General features: G+C 66.1%; 15 protein-coding genes, 1 other RNA gene and 1 pseudogene. 9 read left to right on the forward strand and 8 right to left on the reverse strand.

Annotated elements, in window-relative coordinates:
• Nucleotides 1-564 (forward strand): annotated as a pseudogene (locus B3547_RS09670) (urocanate hydratase); the annotation flags it as partial.
• A 94-nt stretch (nucleotides 565-658) separates the two neighbouring features.
• Here B3547_RS09670 and B3547_RS09675 read toward each other — a convergent pair.
• Both B3547_RS09675 and B3547_RS09680 read right to left on the reverse strand, forming a co-directional pair.
• Nucleotides 659-994 carry a YbaB/EbfC family nucleoid-associated protein gene (locus tag B3547_RS09675; RefSeq protein WP_124808760.1) on the reverse strand — a complete coding sequence of 112 codons (336 nt, stop codon included), beginning with the start codon at nucleotides 992-994 and terminating at the stop codon, nucleotides 659-661.
• Entirely contained in the window at nucleotides 991-2,748 is a 1,758-nt protein-coding gene (locus B3547_RS09680; RefSeq protein ID WP_414690534.1) for a DNA polymerase III subunit gamma/tau, read from the reverse strand. Before B3547_RS09680 ends, B3547_RS09675 begins: the two co-directional genes overlap by 4 nt.
• A gap of 155 nt (nucleotides 2,749-2,903) precedes the next feature.
• Between B3547_RS09680 and B3547_RS09685 the strand changes: the two genes are divergently transcribed.
• Nucleotides 2,904-3,395 carry a DUF4188 domain-containing protein gene (locus tag B3547_RS09685; RefSeq protein WP_124808759.1) on the forward strand — a complete coding sequence of 164 codons (492 nt, stop codon included), beginning with the start codon at nucleotides 2,904-2,906 and terminating at the stop codon, nucleotides 3,393-3,395.
• Nucleotides 3,396-3,403: 8 nt separating this feature from the next.
• On the opposite strand, the gene ffs is transcribed toward B3547_RS09685, so the two are convergent.
• The 4 genes from ffs to B3547_RS09705 form a co-directional block, all read right to left on the reverse strand.
• Nucleotides 3,404-3,498, reverse strand: an RNA gene (ffs, locus tag B3547_RS09690) — signal recognition particle sRNA small type.
• A 57-nt stretch (nucleotides 3,499-3,555) separates the two neighbouring features.
• Nucleotides 3,556-3,834: an ETC complex I subunit gene (locus tag B3547_RS09695; protein ID WP_125955130.1), complete on the reverse strand. Its 279-nt coding sequence runs from the start codon at nucleotides 3,832-3,834 to the stop codon at nucleotides 3,556-3,558.
• A 93-nt stretch (nucleotides 3,835-3,927) separates the two neighbouring features.
• The gene (gene hrpB, locus B3547_RS09700) at nucleotides 3,928-6,399 is read right to left on the reverse strand and encodes an ATP-dependent helicase HrpB (RefSeq protein WP_292962522.1); all 2,472 of its coding nucleotides are present in this window, start codon (nucleotides 6,397-6,399) and stop codon (nucleotides 3,928-3,930) included.
• Nucleotides 6,400-6,443: 44 nt separating this feature from the next.
• Nucleotides 6,444-7,760, reverse strand: coding sequence for an MFS transporter (locus B3547_RS09705; protein WP_371432248.1), 1,317 nt, complete (start codon nucleotides 7,758-7,760; stop codon nucleotides 6,444-6,446).
• A gap of 152 nt (nucleotides 7,761-7,912) precedes the next feature.
• On the opposite strand from B3547_RS09705, the gene cyoA reads away from it, so the two are divergent.
• From cyoA to B3547_RS09740, 7 genes are read left to right on the forward strand one after another with little or no spacing between them, the layout of a single operon-like run.
• Nucleotides 7,913-9,064, forward strand: a complete 1,152-nt coding sequence (cyoA, locus tag B3547_RS09710) for a ubiquinol oxidase subunit II (protein ID WP_292962524.1) — start codon at nucleotides 7,913-7,915, stop codon at nucleotides 9,062-9,064.
• Nucleotides 9,065-9,080: 16 nt separating this feature from the next.
• On the forward strand, nucleotides 9,081-11,093 hold the full coding sequence (gene cyoB / locus B3547_RS09715; RefSeq protein WP_292962526.1) for a cytochrome o ubiquinol oxidase subunit I: 2,013 nt from the start codon (nucleotides 9,081-9,083) through the stop codon (nucleotides 11,091-11,093).
• Nucleotides 11,090-11,716: a cytochrome o ubiquinol oxidase subunit III gene (cyoC, locus tag B3547_RS09720; protein WP_292962528.1), complete on the forward strand. Its 627-nt coding sequence runs from the start codon at nucleotides 11,090-11,092 to the stop codon at nucleotides 11,714-11,716. Before cyoB ends, cyoC begins: the two co-directional genes overlap by 4 nt.
• Complete coding sequence (gene cyoD, locus B3547_RS09725) at nucleotides 11,713-12,093, forward strand: cytochrome o ubiquinol oxidase subunit IV (protein WP_292962530.1); 381 nt, start codon at nucleotides 11,713-11,715, stop codon at nucleotides 12,091-12,093. Before cyoC ends, cyoD begins: the two co-directional genes overlap by 4 nt.
• Nucleotides 12,090-12,797 (forward strand): SURF1 family protein, encoded by a 708-nt coding sequence (locus B3547_RS09730; RefSeq protein WP_292962533.1) that lies wholly within the window; start codon nucleotides 12,090-12,092, stop codon nucleotides 12,795-12,797. The genes cyoD and B3547_RS09730 overlap by 4 nt, the downstream gene beginning before the upstream one ends.
• Nucleotides 12,794-14,089 (forward strand): ATP-binding protein, encoded by a 1,296-nt coding sequence (locus B3547_RS09735; RefSeq protein ID WP_233497632.1) that lies wholly within the window; start codon nucleotides 12,794-12,796, stop codon nucleotides 14,087-14,089. Before B3547_RS09730 ends, B3547_RS09735 begins: the two co-directional genes overlap by 4 nt.
• Nucleotides 14,089-14,637, forward strand: coding sequence for a response regulator transcription factor (locus tag B3547_RS09740; RefSeq protein ID WP_124808751.1), 549 nt, complete (start codon nucleotides 14,089-14,091; stop codon nucleotides 14,635-14,637). Before B3547_RS09735 ends, B3547_RS09740 begins: the two co-directional genes overlap by 1 nt.
• An 89-nt stretch (nucleotides 14,638-14,726) precedes the next feature.
• On the opposite strand, the gene B3547_RS09745 is transcribed toward B3547_RS09740, so the two are convergent.
• Nucleotides 14,727-15,023 carry an HU family DNA-binding protein gene (locus tag B3547_RS09745; protein WP_223806555.1) on the reverse strand — a complete coding sequence of 99 codons (297 nt, stop codon included), beginning with the start codon at nucleotides 15,021-15,023 and terminating at the stop codon, nucleotides 14,727-14,729.
• A 53-nt stretch (nucleotides 15,024-15,076) separates the two neighbouring features.
• Nucleotides 15,077-15,339 (reverse strand): hypothetical protein (locus tag B3547_RS09750; RefSeq protein WP_292962537.1); only part of this gene is annotated, 263 nt, incomplete at its 5' end.

Consider the following 15,339-nt stretch of genomic DNA (forward strand, 5'->3'; position numbering starts at 1 on the left):
GAAGACATCTACAAGACCGACGCCAAGGTGAAGGAACTTCTGCCCGACAACGCACACCTGCACCGCTGGCTCGACATGGCGCGCGAACGCATCCACTTCCAGGGCCTACCGGCGCGCATCTGCTGGGTCGGCCTCGGCGACCGGCACCGGCTGGGCCTGGCCTTCAACGAGATGGTCGCGAAGGGCGAACTCAAGGCGCCGGTGGTAATCGGCCGCGATCATCTCGATTCCGGATCGGTCGCCAGCCCCAACCGCGAAACCGAAGCCATGCGCGATGGATCGGATGCGGTATCGGACTGGCCGCTGCTCAACGCCCTGCTCAACACCGCCAGCGGCGCAACCTGGGTATCGCTGCACCACGGCGGCGGCGTGGGCATGGGCTTTTCCCAGCATTCGGGCATGGTGATCGTGGCCGACGGCACCGATGCGGCGGCCCGCCGCCTCGAGCGGGTGCTGTGGAACGATCCGGCGACGGGCGTGATGCGCCATGCCGATGCAGGCTATGACATCGCGCTGGATTGCGCGCGCGAAAAGGGGCTGGATCTGCCCGGTATCCTAAGCTGATCGCCAGCCGCTGTAGTTGCAGAAAAGCCTCCCGGCGCAGGGCATCGGGAGGCTTTTCTGTGTTCGGCACGCGCCAACCGGGTGGCACGCGAAATCAGAACGGCAGCTTGAAGCCCGGCGGGATACCCGCTGCCATCTGCACTTTCTGCATTTCCTCCGCCGCGGCGGCATCCGCCTTGCCGCGCGCATCGTTGAATGCGGCGGCGATCAGGTCTTCGAGAATGCCCTTCTCCGAAGGAGCAAGCAGGCTTTCATCGAGCGATACGCCGATCACGCGGCCCTTGGCCGACGCCTTGATCCTGACCAGCCCGCCACCGGCCGCGCCTTCCACCTCGATCGCGTCCAGCTTGGACTGCGCATCTTCCATCTGCTTCTGGATGGTCTGCGCCGCCTGCTGCGCGGCCTGAATCATTTCTTCCATGGACTTCACGCGTGTCTGCTCCGACTCTGGCCCCAAGGCCGTGCCTGATGCTCTCTCGAGCTGTCTTCATCGATGATCTTCGCGTCAGGAAACGCGGCGAACGCGGCCTTGACCAACGGGTCTTCCAGCATGGCCTGATGGGCCTGCTGCTGATGAGCCGTTTTGGTTTCCTCAAGGCTGGGCTGCGCCTCACCACTGGAAACGGCGTCGTCGCGCTCCACCTGCCATGGCTCGCCGGTCGCGTGCTGCAGCGCCTTGCGGATGTCGGCCGAAGGATCGCCCGGCAGCCCCGGCGCCAACTGATAACGCAGATACCCTGCGCGCAACTCGATCACCCGCACGGACAGCCGCATCGACGATCCGACCAGCGGCGCGTGATGCTCCACTTGCTCGACCAGTTCCGCCCAGTCCAGCGCCACGGGCACCGGTGCGGGAACATGCATGGCCGGGGAACCGCCGCCGCTTCCATCGCCGTTTTCGCCAGCCGGCGCGGCCGCCATCACCACCGGGCGTGAGGCGATGTCCTCCATCTTCTTCACCAGCGATCCCGGATCGGGCATGTCGGCCGCATGAAGCACGCGCAGCAGCGCCATCTGCGCCGCCACCAGCGGGTCCGGCGCGGTCTTCACTTCCTCGTAACCCTTGAGCAGCAGTTGCCACAGCCGATGGAGCTGCCCCGCCGCCAGGTCCCTGGCCCAACCCTCGATCGCGGCGCGCTCCTCGGGCGATCGGGTGTCGGAACCCGAACCGCCGATCTGCGCTACTGTCACCTTGTGAACGATGTCCATTTGCGCGCGCATCATCGCAATCGGCTCGATGCCCAGCGCGTATTGCTGCGCCACTTCCTCCAGCAGCGCGCCACCGTCGCCCCCCAGCACGGCGGCGAACAGGCGGCGTTGCATGGTCTTGTCGGCAAGGCCCAGCATCTCGCGAACCTGCTCGGCGGTGACGACGGTCGCCTCGCCGCCGCCCGCAAGATCCGCGTGGCTGATCGCCTGATCGAGGATCGACAACCCGTCACGCACCGAACCCTCAGCCGCCGTGGCGATCATCGCCAGCGCCTCGTCCTCGGCCTCGACGCCTTCCTTGCCGCAGATCATGGCGAAATGGCTGGCCAGCAGCGGCGCGGGAATACGCTTGAGATCGAACCGCTGGCAGCGCGACAGCACGGTGACGGGCAGCTTGTCCACCTCGGTCGTGGCGAACAGGAACTTCACATGCGCCGGCGGCTCCTCCAGCGTCTTGAGCAGCGCGTTGAACGCGTTGCGCGAGAGCATGTGAACTTCGTCGATGATATAGATCTTGTAGCGCGCCGAAACGGCGGCATAGCGCACCGCCTCGATGATCTCGCGCACGTCGTCCACGCCGGTATGGCTGGCGGCGTCCATCTCGATCACGTCGATGTGCCGCCCTTCGGCGATGGCCACGCAAGGCTCGCACTGGCCACAGGGGTCGATCGTCGGCCCGCCCTGCCCGTCCGGCCCGATGCAGTTGAGCGCCTTGGCGATAAGGCGCGCGGTGGACGTCTTGCCCACCCCGCGCACGCCGGTCATCAGGAAGGCATGGGCCAGCCGGCCGCGCTTGATCGCGTTGGCCAGCGTCTGCACCATCGCGTCCTGCCCGATCAGTTCGGCAAAGGTCTGCGACCGGTACTTGCGCGCCAGCACGCGATAGGGCTGCACATCGCCGCCCGTTGTCGAAGGCGGCGCGGGCTTCGGCGGCGGCGGCATGTCCAGGCCAAGACCGAGCGCGTCCTCGGGCATATCGGGATCGCGTTCGGTCGGCGTATCGTTGCCAAAGATGTCGGTTGAATCGACCATGATGACCCTAGGTAGGCGCTGCCGCGCGGAATGTCGATTTGCACCACATCAGAATGCAGCGAATTGACACGTCAGTTTCACCATGAAACCAATCGCGCATGAACGCCATTCAACCCGGCCGCTTCACCGCCAACCACGCCGGCCCGCTGGTCGTGTTCGCCATCGGCATGCGCATCAACCGCTTCTGGCGCTTCGGGAAATGGTTGCCGGTGATCCGCGCGATGCGGCCCATGCTGGCCGAGCTTTCCGCGAATCCGGACAGTGGCTTCCTGGGCGCCGAATACCTTCTGCGTGGCCCGCGCACGGTCATGCTGCTGCAGTACTGGCGCGATTTCGACAGTCTGGAAGCCTATGCGCGTGATCGCGATCGGGCGCATTGGCCGGCCTGGACCGCCTTCAACAAGGCCGTCGGCGCTGATGGCACGGTGGGCATTTTCCATGAAACCTACGTCGTTCCGGCAGGCGGGCACGAAACCGTCTATGCCAACATGCCGCCGTTCGGGCTGGGCAAGGTGGCTGGCACGATTCCCGCCACGGGATCGCGCAACGAAGCGCGCTCGCGCCTGAAGGCGGCGGTATCGGACGACTGAAATGTGCGAGGGAAGGAGCCGGGCGACCCGCCGCTATCCGTTGTGGCTGCTTCCTTCCGGACCTGACCAGGTTGGCGAACGCTAACGTCCACCCGACTCCCGGTGGGGCATATGGAGACAAGGCAGCCGTTTGTCCAGCCTTGCGGCCGGACGGGGCGGATCAACGGAAATTGTCGGCGTAGCTCTGCAGCTTCAGCTTGCGCGGCGGGGTCGGCGTGACGTGCGCCTCGATGCCGTAGCGATCGGCATAGGCCTTCGCTTCCACTTCCGAACCGAAGCGCAGCACCACCTGCTGCTGCGTATCGCCGGAGCCGGTCCAGCCCATCAGCGGATCGGGCCGCTTGGCTTCGGCCGGTTCGAATTCGAGAAGCCAGTCGGCGGTCCGGGCCTTGCCGGACTGCATGGCGTTTTTCGGGCGCTGATAGATGCGTGCAGGCATGGGCTGCGCTTTCGGTCGAATCGTTGCCAGAATCAAGAGAGACTTTCCGCGCACCCCGCCAAAGGTGGCTGCGAACGCAGGATCGGGCCATCATCAGGATCGCCGCGAAGCCTCGAACGCGTTCTTGGTCTTGAGGCTCGGGTCTTCGGCCCACGGCTCGTCGGGCCAGCGGTGCCGGGGATAACGGCCTTTCATGTCCTTCACCACATCGCGCCAGCTTCCGCGCCAGAACGCGGGCAGATCGGCCGTCGTCTGGATCGGCCGTCCGGCGGGCGAGGTCAGGCTCAGCAGCAGCGGCCTTGCCGGCTGGCCGATCACGGGATGCCGGTCCAGCCCGAACAGTGCCTGCACTCGCAGTTCCACGGTCGGGCCGCCCTCGTGCGCGTAATCGATGGCGTGGCTGGTTCCGGCTGGCGAGCGATACTCGGCCGGAGCCAGCCGGTCGAGTGTCTGCCGCTCGTTCCAGTCCAGCCGGTTTGCCAACGCATCGTGCAGCTTGCCGGCGGGGATGGAAAAGTCACGCCTTCCCGCCAGCAACGGCCCGAGCCATTCGTCCAGCCCGTCCAGCAAGGCCGCTTCCGAGAGCGCCGTAAGCCCGGCATGGCGCGCGCGTTCGAGCAGCGCCCTGGCCCCTCCCCCCAGCGGCAGCAAGCCGAGCCCCGAACGCCGCACCTGATCGAGCAGGAGCGCGGCCACCGCATCCGGATCGGGCGAAGGATCGGGCACCCGCGCCAGCACGATCGCGCCGAGCCGCCGCTCCAGCCGCGCCTCGACACGGGCCTCGGCCTCGTTCCACGTCAGGGCGTGGCGCGCTTCCAGCCGGTGCGGCAGCCAGCGGGTAATGTCCGCTTCGTCCAGCGCCAGCGCGGCCATGATCCGCGCGCCTTTGGCTTCGCCCTGCGCATCGCCGATCACCAGCCATTCGGCGGTGGCGAGCGGCGATGCGGGATCGAGCCGATAGCCGCGGCCCCCGGAGGACAGCCATTCCTCTCCGCTGGCGGACCGGCGGCGGGCGATGCGATCGGGGAAGGCTTCCGCGAGAAGCACGCCCGGGGGCAGAGCTTGCCCGCGTCCATCGGCAGGTTCGGAGCCGGTGGACGAAGAGACGCGCTCCGCCATCTCCGCCCAGCGCGCCGCCAGTTTGCGCGATGCCTCCGCCCGGCCGCCGCGTTCGCCGTTCCAGCGATCGAGCCGTCGCGCCAGATCCTCGCCCTTTCCGCCAAGGCCGCGCTCCTGCAACAGCAGCGCCAGCCGCGCCGCCTCCCGCGCCGCGCCGCGCCTGGCGGCAAAGACGAGCATATGGGCCAGCGCTGGCTCCATTGGCAGCTTCGCCAAGGCGCGGCCGTGCGTGGTGATCCGGTTGTCGGCATCGAGTGCGCCCAGCGCCCGCAACTGCGCCTGCGCGGCGGCCATCGCCGGCACCGGCGGCGGATCGATCCAGGCCATGCCGGCCGGATCACCCGCGCCCCATTGCGCCAGCGTAAGCGCCAGCGGCGCCAGATCGGAAGTGAGGATTTCCGGCGGATCGAAGGTCGGCCGCCCGGCATGGGCGGCTTCTTCCCACAAGCGATAGGCCACGCCCGGCCCCTGCCGCGCCGCGCGGCCCGCACGCTGCGCCGCGGCAGCCTGGCTGGCACGGTGAGTCACCAGCCGCGTGACACCGGCGGTCTTGTCGAACTCGGCCCGGCGCGAAAGGCCGGCATCGACCACCACTGAAACCCCGTCCAGCGTCAGGCTGGTTTCGGCGATGGCGGTGGCAAGCACGATCCTGCGGCGGCCCCCGGCATCGCGCCGTATGGCGGTGCGCTGCCCCGCCGGCTCCACCTGCCCGTGGAGCGGCAGCACGAGCGCTTGCGGCAGGCGATCCGCGAGCAGATCAGCGGCGCGCTCGATGTCGCGCACGCCGGGCAGGAAGGCCAGGATATCCCCCTGTTCGCTGCGCCATGCCTCGCCGATGGCGGAGGCCATGGCCTGTTCCAGCCGCAGGTCCGGCCGCGCGCCCAGCCAGCGGATAGCCAGCGGGAATGCCTTCCCTTCGCTTTCGATCACGGGCGCATTGCCCAGCAGGCCTGCAAAGCGCGCGCCGTCGATCGTGGCGGACATGACGATCAGGCGCAGGTCTTCCCGCAACACCGCCTGCGATTCGATCGCCAGCGCCAGCCCCAGATCGCTGTCGAGATGGCGCTCGTGCGCTTCGTCGAACAGCACGGCGGAAACCCCCTTCAGGTCGGGATCCCCAAGGATCGTCGCCACGAAGATCGCCTCGGTCATGACGAGGATGCGGGTCCGGGCAGAACGCCGGCTATCGAGGCGGGTGAGATACCCTACGGTTTCGCCGGGCTGTTCGCCCAGCAGCTCGGCCATGCGCTCGGCGGCCGCGCGCGCTGCGACGCGACGGGGCGAAAGCAGGATCACCGTGCCCTTGCACCACGGCTCACCAAGCAGCGCGGGGGCGACGGATGTCGTTTTGCCCGCGCCCGGCGGCGCGATCAGCACGGCGGACGGCTGCGCGCGCAAGGCGGCAAGCAGGTCCGGCAGGACGGCGTGGATCGGCAGGTCGGTCACGCCGGTTCCCTAGGCGGCAATCGCGGCCCAGGGAACCGGGTACGTCAATGGCGGCTCGCCAGTTCCGAATTGAGCCACAGCGCCACCAGCGTCGCCAGCGCGCCCGACAGCAGATAAGCGCCCGAAGCGAGCAGCCCGCCCTGCGCGGCCAGCCACAACGCCACCAGGGGGGCGAACCCCGCGCCGAACAACCACGCCAGATCGCTCGTCAGCGCCGAACCGGTATAACGATGGCGCGTGGCGAAGTTCGACGAGACCGCGCCCGACGATTGCCCGAAGGCCAGTCCCAGCAGGATGAAGCCCAGCACCATGAAGGCGATCTCGCCGCCCTCACCCAGCCCCAGCAATTGCGGCGCGAACCCGCTGAACACGGCGATCGCCGCGGCCGAAACCACCAGCAGGCGGCGGCGCCCGATGCGGTCGGCCAGCAGGCCCGACGCGATGATTGCCAGCACGCCGATCGCCGCCGCGCCGGCTTCGATCAGCAGGAAGCTGGTCGGCTGTTCGGGCGTGAACAGCAGTACCCACGACAGCGGAAACACGGTGACCATGTGAAACAGCGCGAAGCTCGCCAGCGGGGCGAACACCCCGATCGCGACCGTCCGCCATTCGCGCGAGACTGTCTCCAGCACCGGCGCGGCCTGAAGATCGCGCGATTCGTACAACCGCCGGAACTCGGGCGTCGCCACCATGCGCAGCCGCGCGAACAGGGCAACGACGTTGATCGCGAAGGCGACGAAGAACGGATAGCGCCAGCCCCATTCAAGGAAATCGGCGATGGACAGCGATGCGGTGAAGAACGCGAACAGCAGGCTCGCCACGATCAGGCCCAGCGGCGCGCCAAGTTGCGGGATCATCGCATACCAGCCGCGCCGGTTCTCGGGCGCGTTGAGCGCCAGCAGCGAGGCCAGGCCATCCCAGGTGCCGCCCAGCGCGAAGCCCTGCCCCAGCCGGAACAGCGCCAGCAGCCAGATCGCCCGCGCGCCCAGTGTCTCATAGCCGGGCAGGAAGGCAATCGCGGCGGTCGATCCGCCCAGCAGGAACAGGGCGATCGTCAGCTTCGCCTCGCGCCCCAGCATGCGGTCGACGGCCATGAACGCCACCGACCCCACCGGACGGGCCAGAAAGGCCAGCGCAAACAGCGAGAACGACCACAGCATCGCCTGAAGCGGGGGAGCGAAGGGGAAAAAGACCTTCGGGAACACCAGCACCGAAGCGATCGCATAGACGAAGAAATCGAAGAATTCGGACGTGCGACCGATGATCACGCCGATGGCGATGTCGCCCGGCGAAACGGCGTGACCGGCATGCCCGCGCGGGCCTTGCCCCGCCATGCCGTTATCGAAGGGAACTGCAGTCATGTCAGGCACCTCGTTCGTGCCCGTTGCGGGCTTCACCCCGGTCTGTTCCGACCGTTGAGGACAAGGTTTCACTGTCATTGATCCGCGTCAAGGCGCGGGTGGGACAAATTGTCCAATCGAACGCACCGTCCGGCGGGCCTAGTCCGCGCGCCATGCCAGCGATCCCCCCGTCCCTCTGGCGCCTCGCGCGCGGTGCCGTCGTCCTCCCGCTTGCTGCCCTCCTCTCCGGCTGCGACTGGGTCGTTCTCAATCCCTCGGGCGATATCGCGCAACAGCAGGCGCATCTGGTGATCGTCGCCACGGCGCTGATGCTGCTGATCATCGTGCCGGTCATGGTGCTGACGGTCGCCTTCGCCTGGCGTTACCGTTCATCCAACACCGCGGCGACCTACGCGCCCGAATGGCACCATTCCACCAAGCTGGAACTGGTGATCTGGTCGGCGCCGCTGATGATCATCATCGCGCTGGGGTCGATCACCTGGGTCACGACTCATACGCTCGATCCCTACCGCCCGCTGTCGCGCATAGACGCCGCCCGGCCCCTTCCCGCAGGTACGAAGCCGCTGGAAGTGCAGGTCGTCGCGCTCGACTGGAAGTGGCTGTTCATCTACCCCGAACAGAAGATCGCTACCGTCAACGATCTGGTCCTGCCGGTGGATCGCCCGGTGCAATTCCGCCTGACCGCGTCGTCCGTGATGAACTCGTTCTACGTGCCCGCACTCGCCGGCCAGATATATGCCATGCCGGGCATGGAAACGAAGCTCCATGCCGTGCTCAACCGGATGGGCTCGTTCCAGGGCTTTTCCGCGCAGTACAGCGGCGCCGGCTTCTCCAAGATGCGTTTCGTGACGCGCGGCGTATCCGCGGGCGATTTCGACGCCTGGGCCGCCGGCATCCGCAAGGGTGCCGACGCGCTGGACCGCACGGCCTACCTGAAGCTCGAACAGCCGAGCGAGAAAGAACCGGTCCGCCACTTCGCCAACGTCGATCCGGCGCTGTTCGACGCGGCCGTCAACCTCTGCGTCCGCCCCGGCAAGATGTGCGTGAACCAGATGATGGCGATCGACGCCGAAGGCGGCACCGGCCGCGCCGGGCAGTTCAACCTTGCCGCGCTGACCTACGACAAGTTCGGTCGCGAACAGGTGTTGCCCGTGCTTCCCGGTCGCCAGCCCAGCGGCGCGCAACTGTTCGTCAACGCGAATGCCTATTGCGCCGGCAAGGGACCGCTGAAGGAGGCACCGCCCCAACAGCCGGCCAGCCGCACCCTCTCCCTCGCCGCTCCGGCGTCCTCCCCCGTTTCCTGATCGCGGACACTGATCCATGACACCTGCCGAACCACACTGGTCGTTCCTGCTCGGGCGCCTCGGCCCCGATGCGATCCCGACCGAGCCGATCGTGCTCGCCACGTTCGCGGTCGTCGCGCTGGGCGGCGTCGCGCTGCTGGCGGCGCTCACCTATTTCCGCCTGTGGGGCTATCTCTGGAAAGAGTGGTTCACCAGCGTGGATCACAAGAAGATCGGCATCATGTACATGGTGCTGGGCCTCGTCATGTTCCTGCGCGGCTTTGCCGACGCGCTGATGATGCGCATCCAGCAGGCGATCGCGTTCAACGGATCGGAAGGCTATCTCAACGCGCACCACTACGATCAGATATTCACCGCGCACGGCGTGATCATGATCTTCTTTGTGGCCATGCCGTTCGTGACCGGGCTGATGAACTACGTGGTGCCGCTGCAGATCGGCGCGCGCGACGTCTCGTTCCCGTTCCTCAACAACTTCAGCTTCTGGATGACCGCCAGCGGCGCTGCGCTGGTGATGGCCTCGCTGTTCGTCGGGGAATTCGCGCAGACCGGGTGGCTGGCCTATCCGCCGCTCTCCGGCCTTGCCTACAGCCCCAACGTCGGCGTCGATTACTACATCTGGTCGCTGCAGATCGCGGGCGTGGGCACCACGCTGTCGGGGATCAACCTGATCGCCACGATCGTGAAGATGCGCGCGCCCGGCATGACGATGATGCGGATGCCGGTGTTCACCTGGACCTCGCTGTGCACCAACGTGCTGATCGTGGCGTCCTTCCCGGTGCTGACCGCCGTGCTCGTGCTGCTCAGCCTCGATCGCTATGTCGGCACCAACTTCTTCACGAACGATTTCGGCGGCAGCCCGATGATGTACGTGAACCTGATCTGGATCTGGGGCCACCCGGAAGTCTATATCCTGATCCTGCCGATCTTCGGCGTCTTCTCCGAAATCACCTCCACGTTCTCGGGCAAGCGGCTCTTCGGCTATTCGTCGATGGTCTATGCCACCGTCGTCATCACCATCCTGTCCTACCTCGTGTGGCTGCACCACTTCTTCACGATGGGTTCGGGCGCGAGCGTGAACAGCTTCTTCGGCATCACCACGATGGTGATCTCGATCCCCACCGGGGCGAAGATGTTCAACTGGCTGTTCACGATGTACCGCGCGCGCATCCGCTTCGACCTGCCGATGATGTGGACGATGGCGTTCATGCTGACGTTCGTGATCGGCGGCATGACCGGGGTAATGCTGGCGGTGCCGCCGGCGGACTTCGTCCTGCACAACTCGCTGTTCCTGATCGCGCACTTCCACAACGTGATCATCGGCGGCGTGGTGTTCGGCGTGTTCGCGGCGATCAACTACTGGTGGCCCAAGGCGTTCGGTTTCCGTCTGGAGCCGTTCTGGGGCAAGGTCAGCTTCTGGTGCTGGGTCGTCGGCTTCTGGATGGCCTTTACCCCGCTCTACGTCATGGGCCTGATGGGCGTGACGCGCCGGATGCGGGTGTTCGACGATCCCTCGCTGCAGATCTGGTTCCAGATCGCCGCGGCGGGCGCCTTCCTTATCGCGCTGGGCATCGTGGCCATGCTGATCCAGTACACCGTCTCGATCCTGCGGCGCGACGAACTGCGCGACGAAACCGGCGATCCCTGGAACGCGCGCACGCTGGAATGGTCGACGAGCTCGCCGCCGCCCGCCTACAACTTCGCCTTCACCCCGATCGTGCATGATCTGGACGCGTGGGAGGACATGAAGCGCGCGGGCGTGGCCCGTCCGGTCGAAGGCTTCCGCCCGATCCACATGCCCAAGAACACGGGCGCGGGCGTGATCCTGGCCGGAATCAGCGCGGTCTGCGGCTTCGCCCTGATCTGGCATATCTGGTGGCTGGCCGTGGCAAGCTTCGGCGCGCTGCTGATCACCGCCATCGCGCATACCTTCAACTACCGGCGCGACTTCCACATTCCCGCCGAAACCGTGGCGGAAACCGAAGCCACCCGCACCCGGCAGCTTGCCGCGCTTGAGGGAGCCGCAGCATGAGCCAGTCCGTTTCCCCGGCGACCCTGACGGGCCGCTACTACGACCTGCACGAGCACGATCATCCCGAAGGCGGCAGCACCATGCTGGGCTTCTGGATCTACCTGATGAGCGACTGCCTCATCTTCGCGATGCTGTTCGCCGCCTTCGGCGTGCTGGGCGGCAACCTCGCGGCGGGGCCGGGGCCGAAAGACCTGTTCGACCTGCCACTGGTCGCGCTCAACACCTCGATGCTGCTGTTCTCGTCGATTACCTACGGGTTCGCGATGCTGGCGATGCAGCGCGGGCAGAAAGGGCAGACGCAGCTCTGGCTGCTGATCACCGGCCTGTTTGGCGCGGCCTTCCTGGGGATCGAGCTTTACGAGTTCTCGCACCTGATCCACGAAGGGGCGACGCCACAGCGCAGCGCCTTCCTGTCCTCGTTCTTCACGCTGGTCGGCACGCATGGCCTGCACGTTACGTTCGGCCTGGTCTGGCTGACGGTGCTGATGGTGCAGGTCGCCCAGCGCGGTCTGATCGCCGCCAACAAGCGCCGCCTGATGTGCCTCAGCCTGTTCTGGCACTTTCTCGACGTCGTCTGGATCGGCGTCTTCACGTTCGTCTATCTGATGGGAATGCTGCGATGAGCGCTGCACACGATGTTCATGGGCACGGGAGCGGGCACGACGAGGGCCACGGATCGCTGCGCGATTACGTCTGGGGCTTCGGCCTTTCCGTCATCCTCACCGCCGTCCCGTTCTGGCTGGTGATGAGCGGCGCCATTGCAGACAAGGGCACCACAGCGCTGGTCATCACCGGCTTCGCCGCGGTGCAGATCGTGGTCCACATGATCTTCTTCCTGCACATGAATGCCAAGGCGGAAGGCGGCTGGAACCTTCTGGCGCTGCTGTTCACGGTGGTGCTGGTGGTAATCGTGCTCAGCGGATCGCTGTGGGTGATGTATCACCTCAACCACAACATGATGCCCCAGGGCACCATGCAGGGCATGGAACAAGCGCCTTGAACACCAGGGCGGCGCGGCGCGGGTTCAACTGGCTCGCGCTCGCCCTTCTTCTCCTTGCGCCCGCCTTCATCGCGCTGGGCGTGTGGCAGGTCCACCGGCTGGCGTGGAAGGAAGCCCTGATCGCGCACGTTGAACAGGCCACGCATGTCACGCCGATCCCGGTGGCGGTGCTTCCGCAAGGCCCGCTCAAGCCGCTCGAATACCGCCGCCTCACCATGAGCGGCACATATGACGCACGAGGCGTAACACTCGTGACGGGCACATCAATTCTCGGCAGCGGCTACTGGGTGCTCGTCCCGCTCCAGCCCGATCGTGGTCCGCCCGTCCTCGTCAATCGCGGCTTCGTCCCGAGCGGTTCCCGGGTTGATCCGGTGCGCCGCGCGACGCCCTCCGGCCGCGTCACCGTCACCGGCCTGCTCCGCCTGACCGAACCCGGCGGCGCCTTCCTGCGCGCCAACCGGCCCGGTGATGATCGCTGGTATTCGCGCGATGTCGTCGCGATTGCCGCCAGGCGCGGCGTGACCATCGACCCACGGCTGTTTATCGACGCGCAGTCGGAAAGCCCCCGCGCTTCAGAAACACCCGTCGCCGGGCTCACCGTGCTGACGTTCCCCAATAACCACCTTGCCTATGCCCTGACCTGGTTCGCCCTCGCCGCGCTGTGCGCCGTCGGGGCAATCGTGGTATGGCGCAGGCAATCATGACCAGAAGCCTCGCCCAGCTCTCCTATCCGCCCGCCAGCGCGCGCAACATGGCGCTGCTCGTCCAGTTGCGCTGGATGGCTGTGGCGGGACAATTGCTGACGATCTGGATTGCCGCGGCGGCGATGGGCGTGAACCTGCCGTTACCACAGCTGATAACCGTGCCGGTCCTGCTCGGCTTCGTGAATCTTGCCACCTCGGTGATGGGGCGGGAGCGCGAAGGGTACAGCTACATGGAACTGCTCGGCGCGCTGATGCTGGATGTCGCGGCACTGGGGTGGCAGCTCTATTTCAGCGGCGGGACGACCAATCCGTTCACCTTCCTGTTCCTACTGCAGATCGTGATCGGCGCGATCCTGCTCCCGCCGGACTGGAGCTGGATCGTCGCCGCGATCGCGGCGCTGGGCGTGGCGCTGCTGACGTTCCTGTACCGTCCGCTTGCGCTGCCACCGCAATACGCCGCGGAACCCTTGCGCCTCTATCTGCTCGGCAGCCTGCTCTGCTTCCTTCTCATCGCCGCGCTGCTGGTGTTCTTCGTAATCCGCATGGACCGCAACCGCCGGCAGAGCGATGCCGCACTCGCCACGCTGCGCCAGCAGGCGGCCGAGGAGCATCACATCGTCCGCATGGGTCTGCTTGCTTCGGGTGCGGCGCACGAACTGGGCACGCCAATGTCCACGATGTCGGTGATCCTGGGGGACTGGGCGCACCACCCCGTCGTCAAGGCCACGCCTGAACTGTCCGGCGAAGTGGATGAAATGCAGACCGAGTTGAAGCGCTGCAAGACGATCGTCTCGGGCATCCTGATGTCCGCCGGCGAAGCGCGGGGCGAAAGCCCATCGGTCATCCGGCTTGGCGCGTTTCTCGATGAAATCGCCGCCGACTGGCGTGATCGCAGCGCCGGTGCCGTGCAATTTCGCAACGAAGTCTCGCAGGACGTCGCCATCGTCTCCGATCCTGCCTTGCGCCAGGTTATCGGCAACGTGATCGACAACGCGCTCGAAGTTTCCCCCGCGCGCGTCACCATCCACGCGCGAACGCCCCTCCGGGATCTGGTCATCGAAGTGCGCGACAACGGACCGGGCTTCGCGGAGGAAATGCTCGAAGCTTTCGGCAAACCCTATTCCTCCACCAAAGGCCGCGCCGGCGGTGGACTGGGCCTGTTTCTCGTGGTGAACGTGATCCGCAAGCTCGGCGGCCGGGTGGAAGTCGGCAATCCCAATGACGGCGGCGCGCTGGTGCGCATCAGCATTCCGCTCGAAGCCTTGATCTTTTCCGGAAAAGGGGCGCGCTGATGCAGGACGATACCGCGCCATCGCGGCACTCGCTGGTGATCGTCGAGGACGATCCCGCTTTCGCGCGGACCTTGCAGCGATCGCTGGAGCGCCGTGGCTACACCGTCAGCCATGCCGCCTCGCCAGAAGATCTTGAAGTCCTGCTTGCCGCCACGCGCTTCGACTACGCCGTCGTCGACCTCAAGCTGGGCACCGCATCCGGTCTGGGCTGCGTGCAAATGCTTCACCAGCGCGATGCCGATACGCGCATCGTCGTCCTTACCGGTTTCGCCAGCATTGCCACGGCTGTCGAAGCGATCAAGCTCGGCGCTTCGCACTATCTGGCGAAGCCCGCCAATACCGACGATATCGAGGAGGCCTTCCACAAGGCCGATGGTGATCCCGACACCCCGCTCGAAGGCCGCAAGAGCTCGATCAAGACGGTGGAATGGGAATACATTCACGCCACGCTAGCGGAATGCGATTTCAATATTTCGGAAGCCGCGCGCCGCCTTGGCATGCATCGCCGAACGCTGGCACGGAAGCTCGAAAAACGCCAGTTGCGCTAGGGAGCCCAGAAGGCCCCGTTAATGCGTGCGCCTGACGCGGGAAGTGAAGACCGGCGCCCTGCCACTGGCAAGGCGCCGGCTGCAACGGCTCAGCCGTTGAGCTTGTCCTTCACGGCCTTCGCCGGAGAGAAGGTCAGCTTGTTCGACGCCGCGATCTGGATGGTCGCGCCCGTCGAGGGGTTGCGGCCTTCACGCGCGGGGGTGTTCTTCACCTTGAACTTGCCGAAGCCGTTCAGGGAAACTTCGTCGCCCTTGCCGGCGGCATCGGCGATGGCAGCGAAAACGCCGTCCACGGCCTTGCGCGCGTCGGCCTTGGTAAGGCCGTGGCTCGCGACGAGGACATCGGCCAGATCATTGCTGTTCATGGTCTTGCTTTCATTGGTAATGGGACGGACCGGCTAACGCGACAAAGCCTCACTAATCCATCGTTCCAACCAAGCTATCCACTGTTTTCCGCCTGAAAGAGCCGAAAATAGGGCGTTTTTGGCAAAACGATGGTGCCTCCGGCGCTTCCGGAGCGCGCGTTGTGTCGTGAAATCCGCATTTGCGCAAGCGTCATCACGCGCGGAAACGCCACCTTTGCCAACACCGTGCGGGCAGCCGAACGCAAAAAAGCCCCGCACACGGCGAGGCTGGAATACGTCCGATCAATGGTTGCGGGGGTAGGATTTGAACCTACGACCTTCAGGTTATGAGCCTGAC

This window comes from Novosphingobium sp. UBA1939, from assembly GCF_002336885.1.
Taxonomy (GTDB): Bacteria; Pseudomonadota; Alphaproteobacteria; order Sphingomonadales; family Sphingomonadaceae; genus Novosphingobium.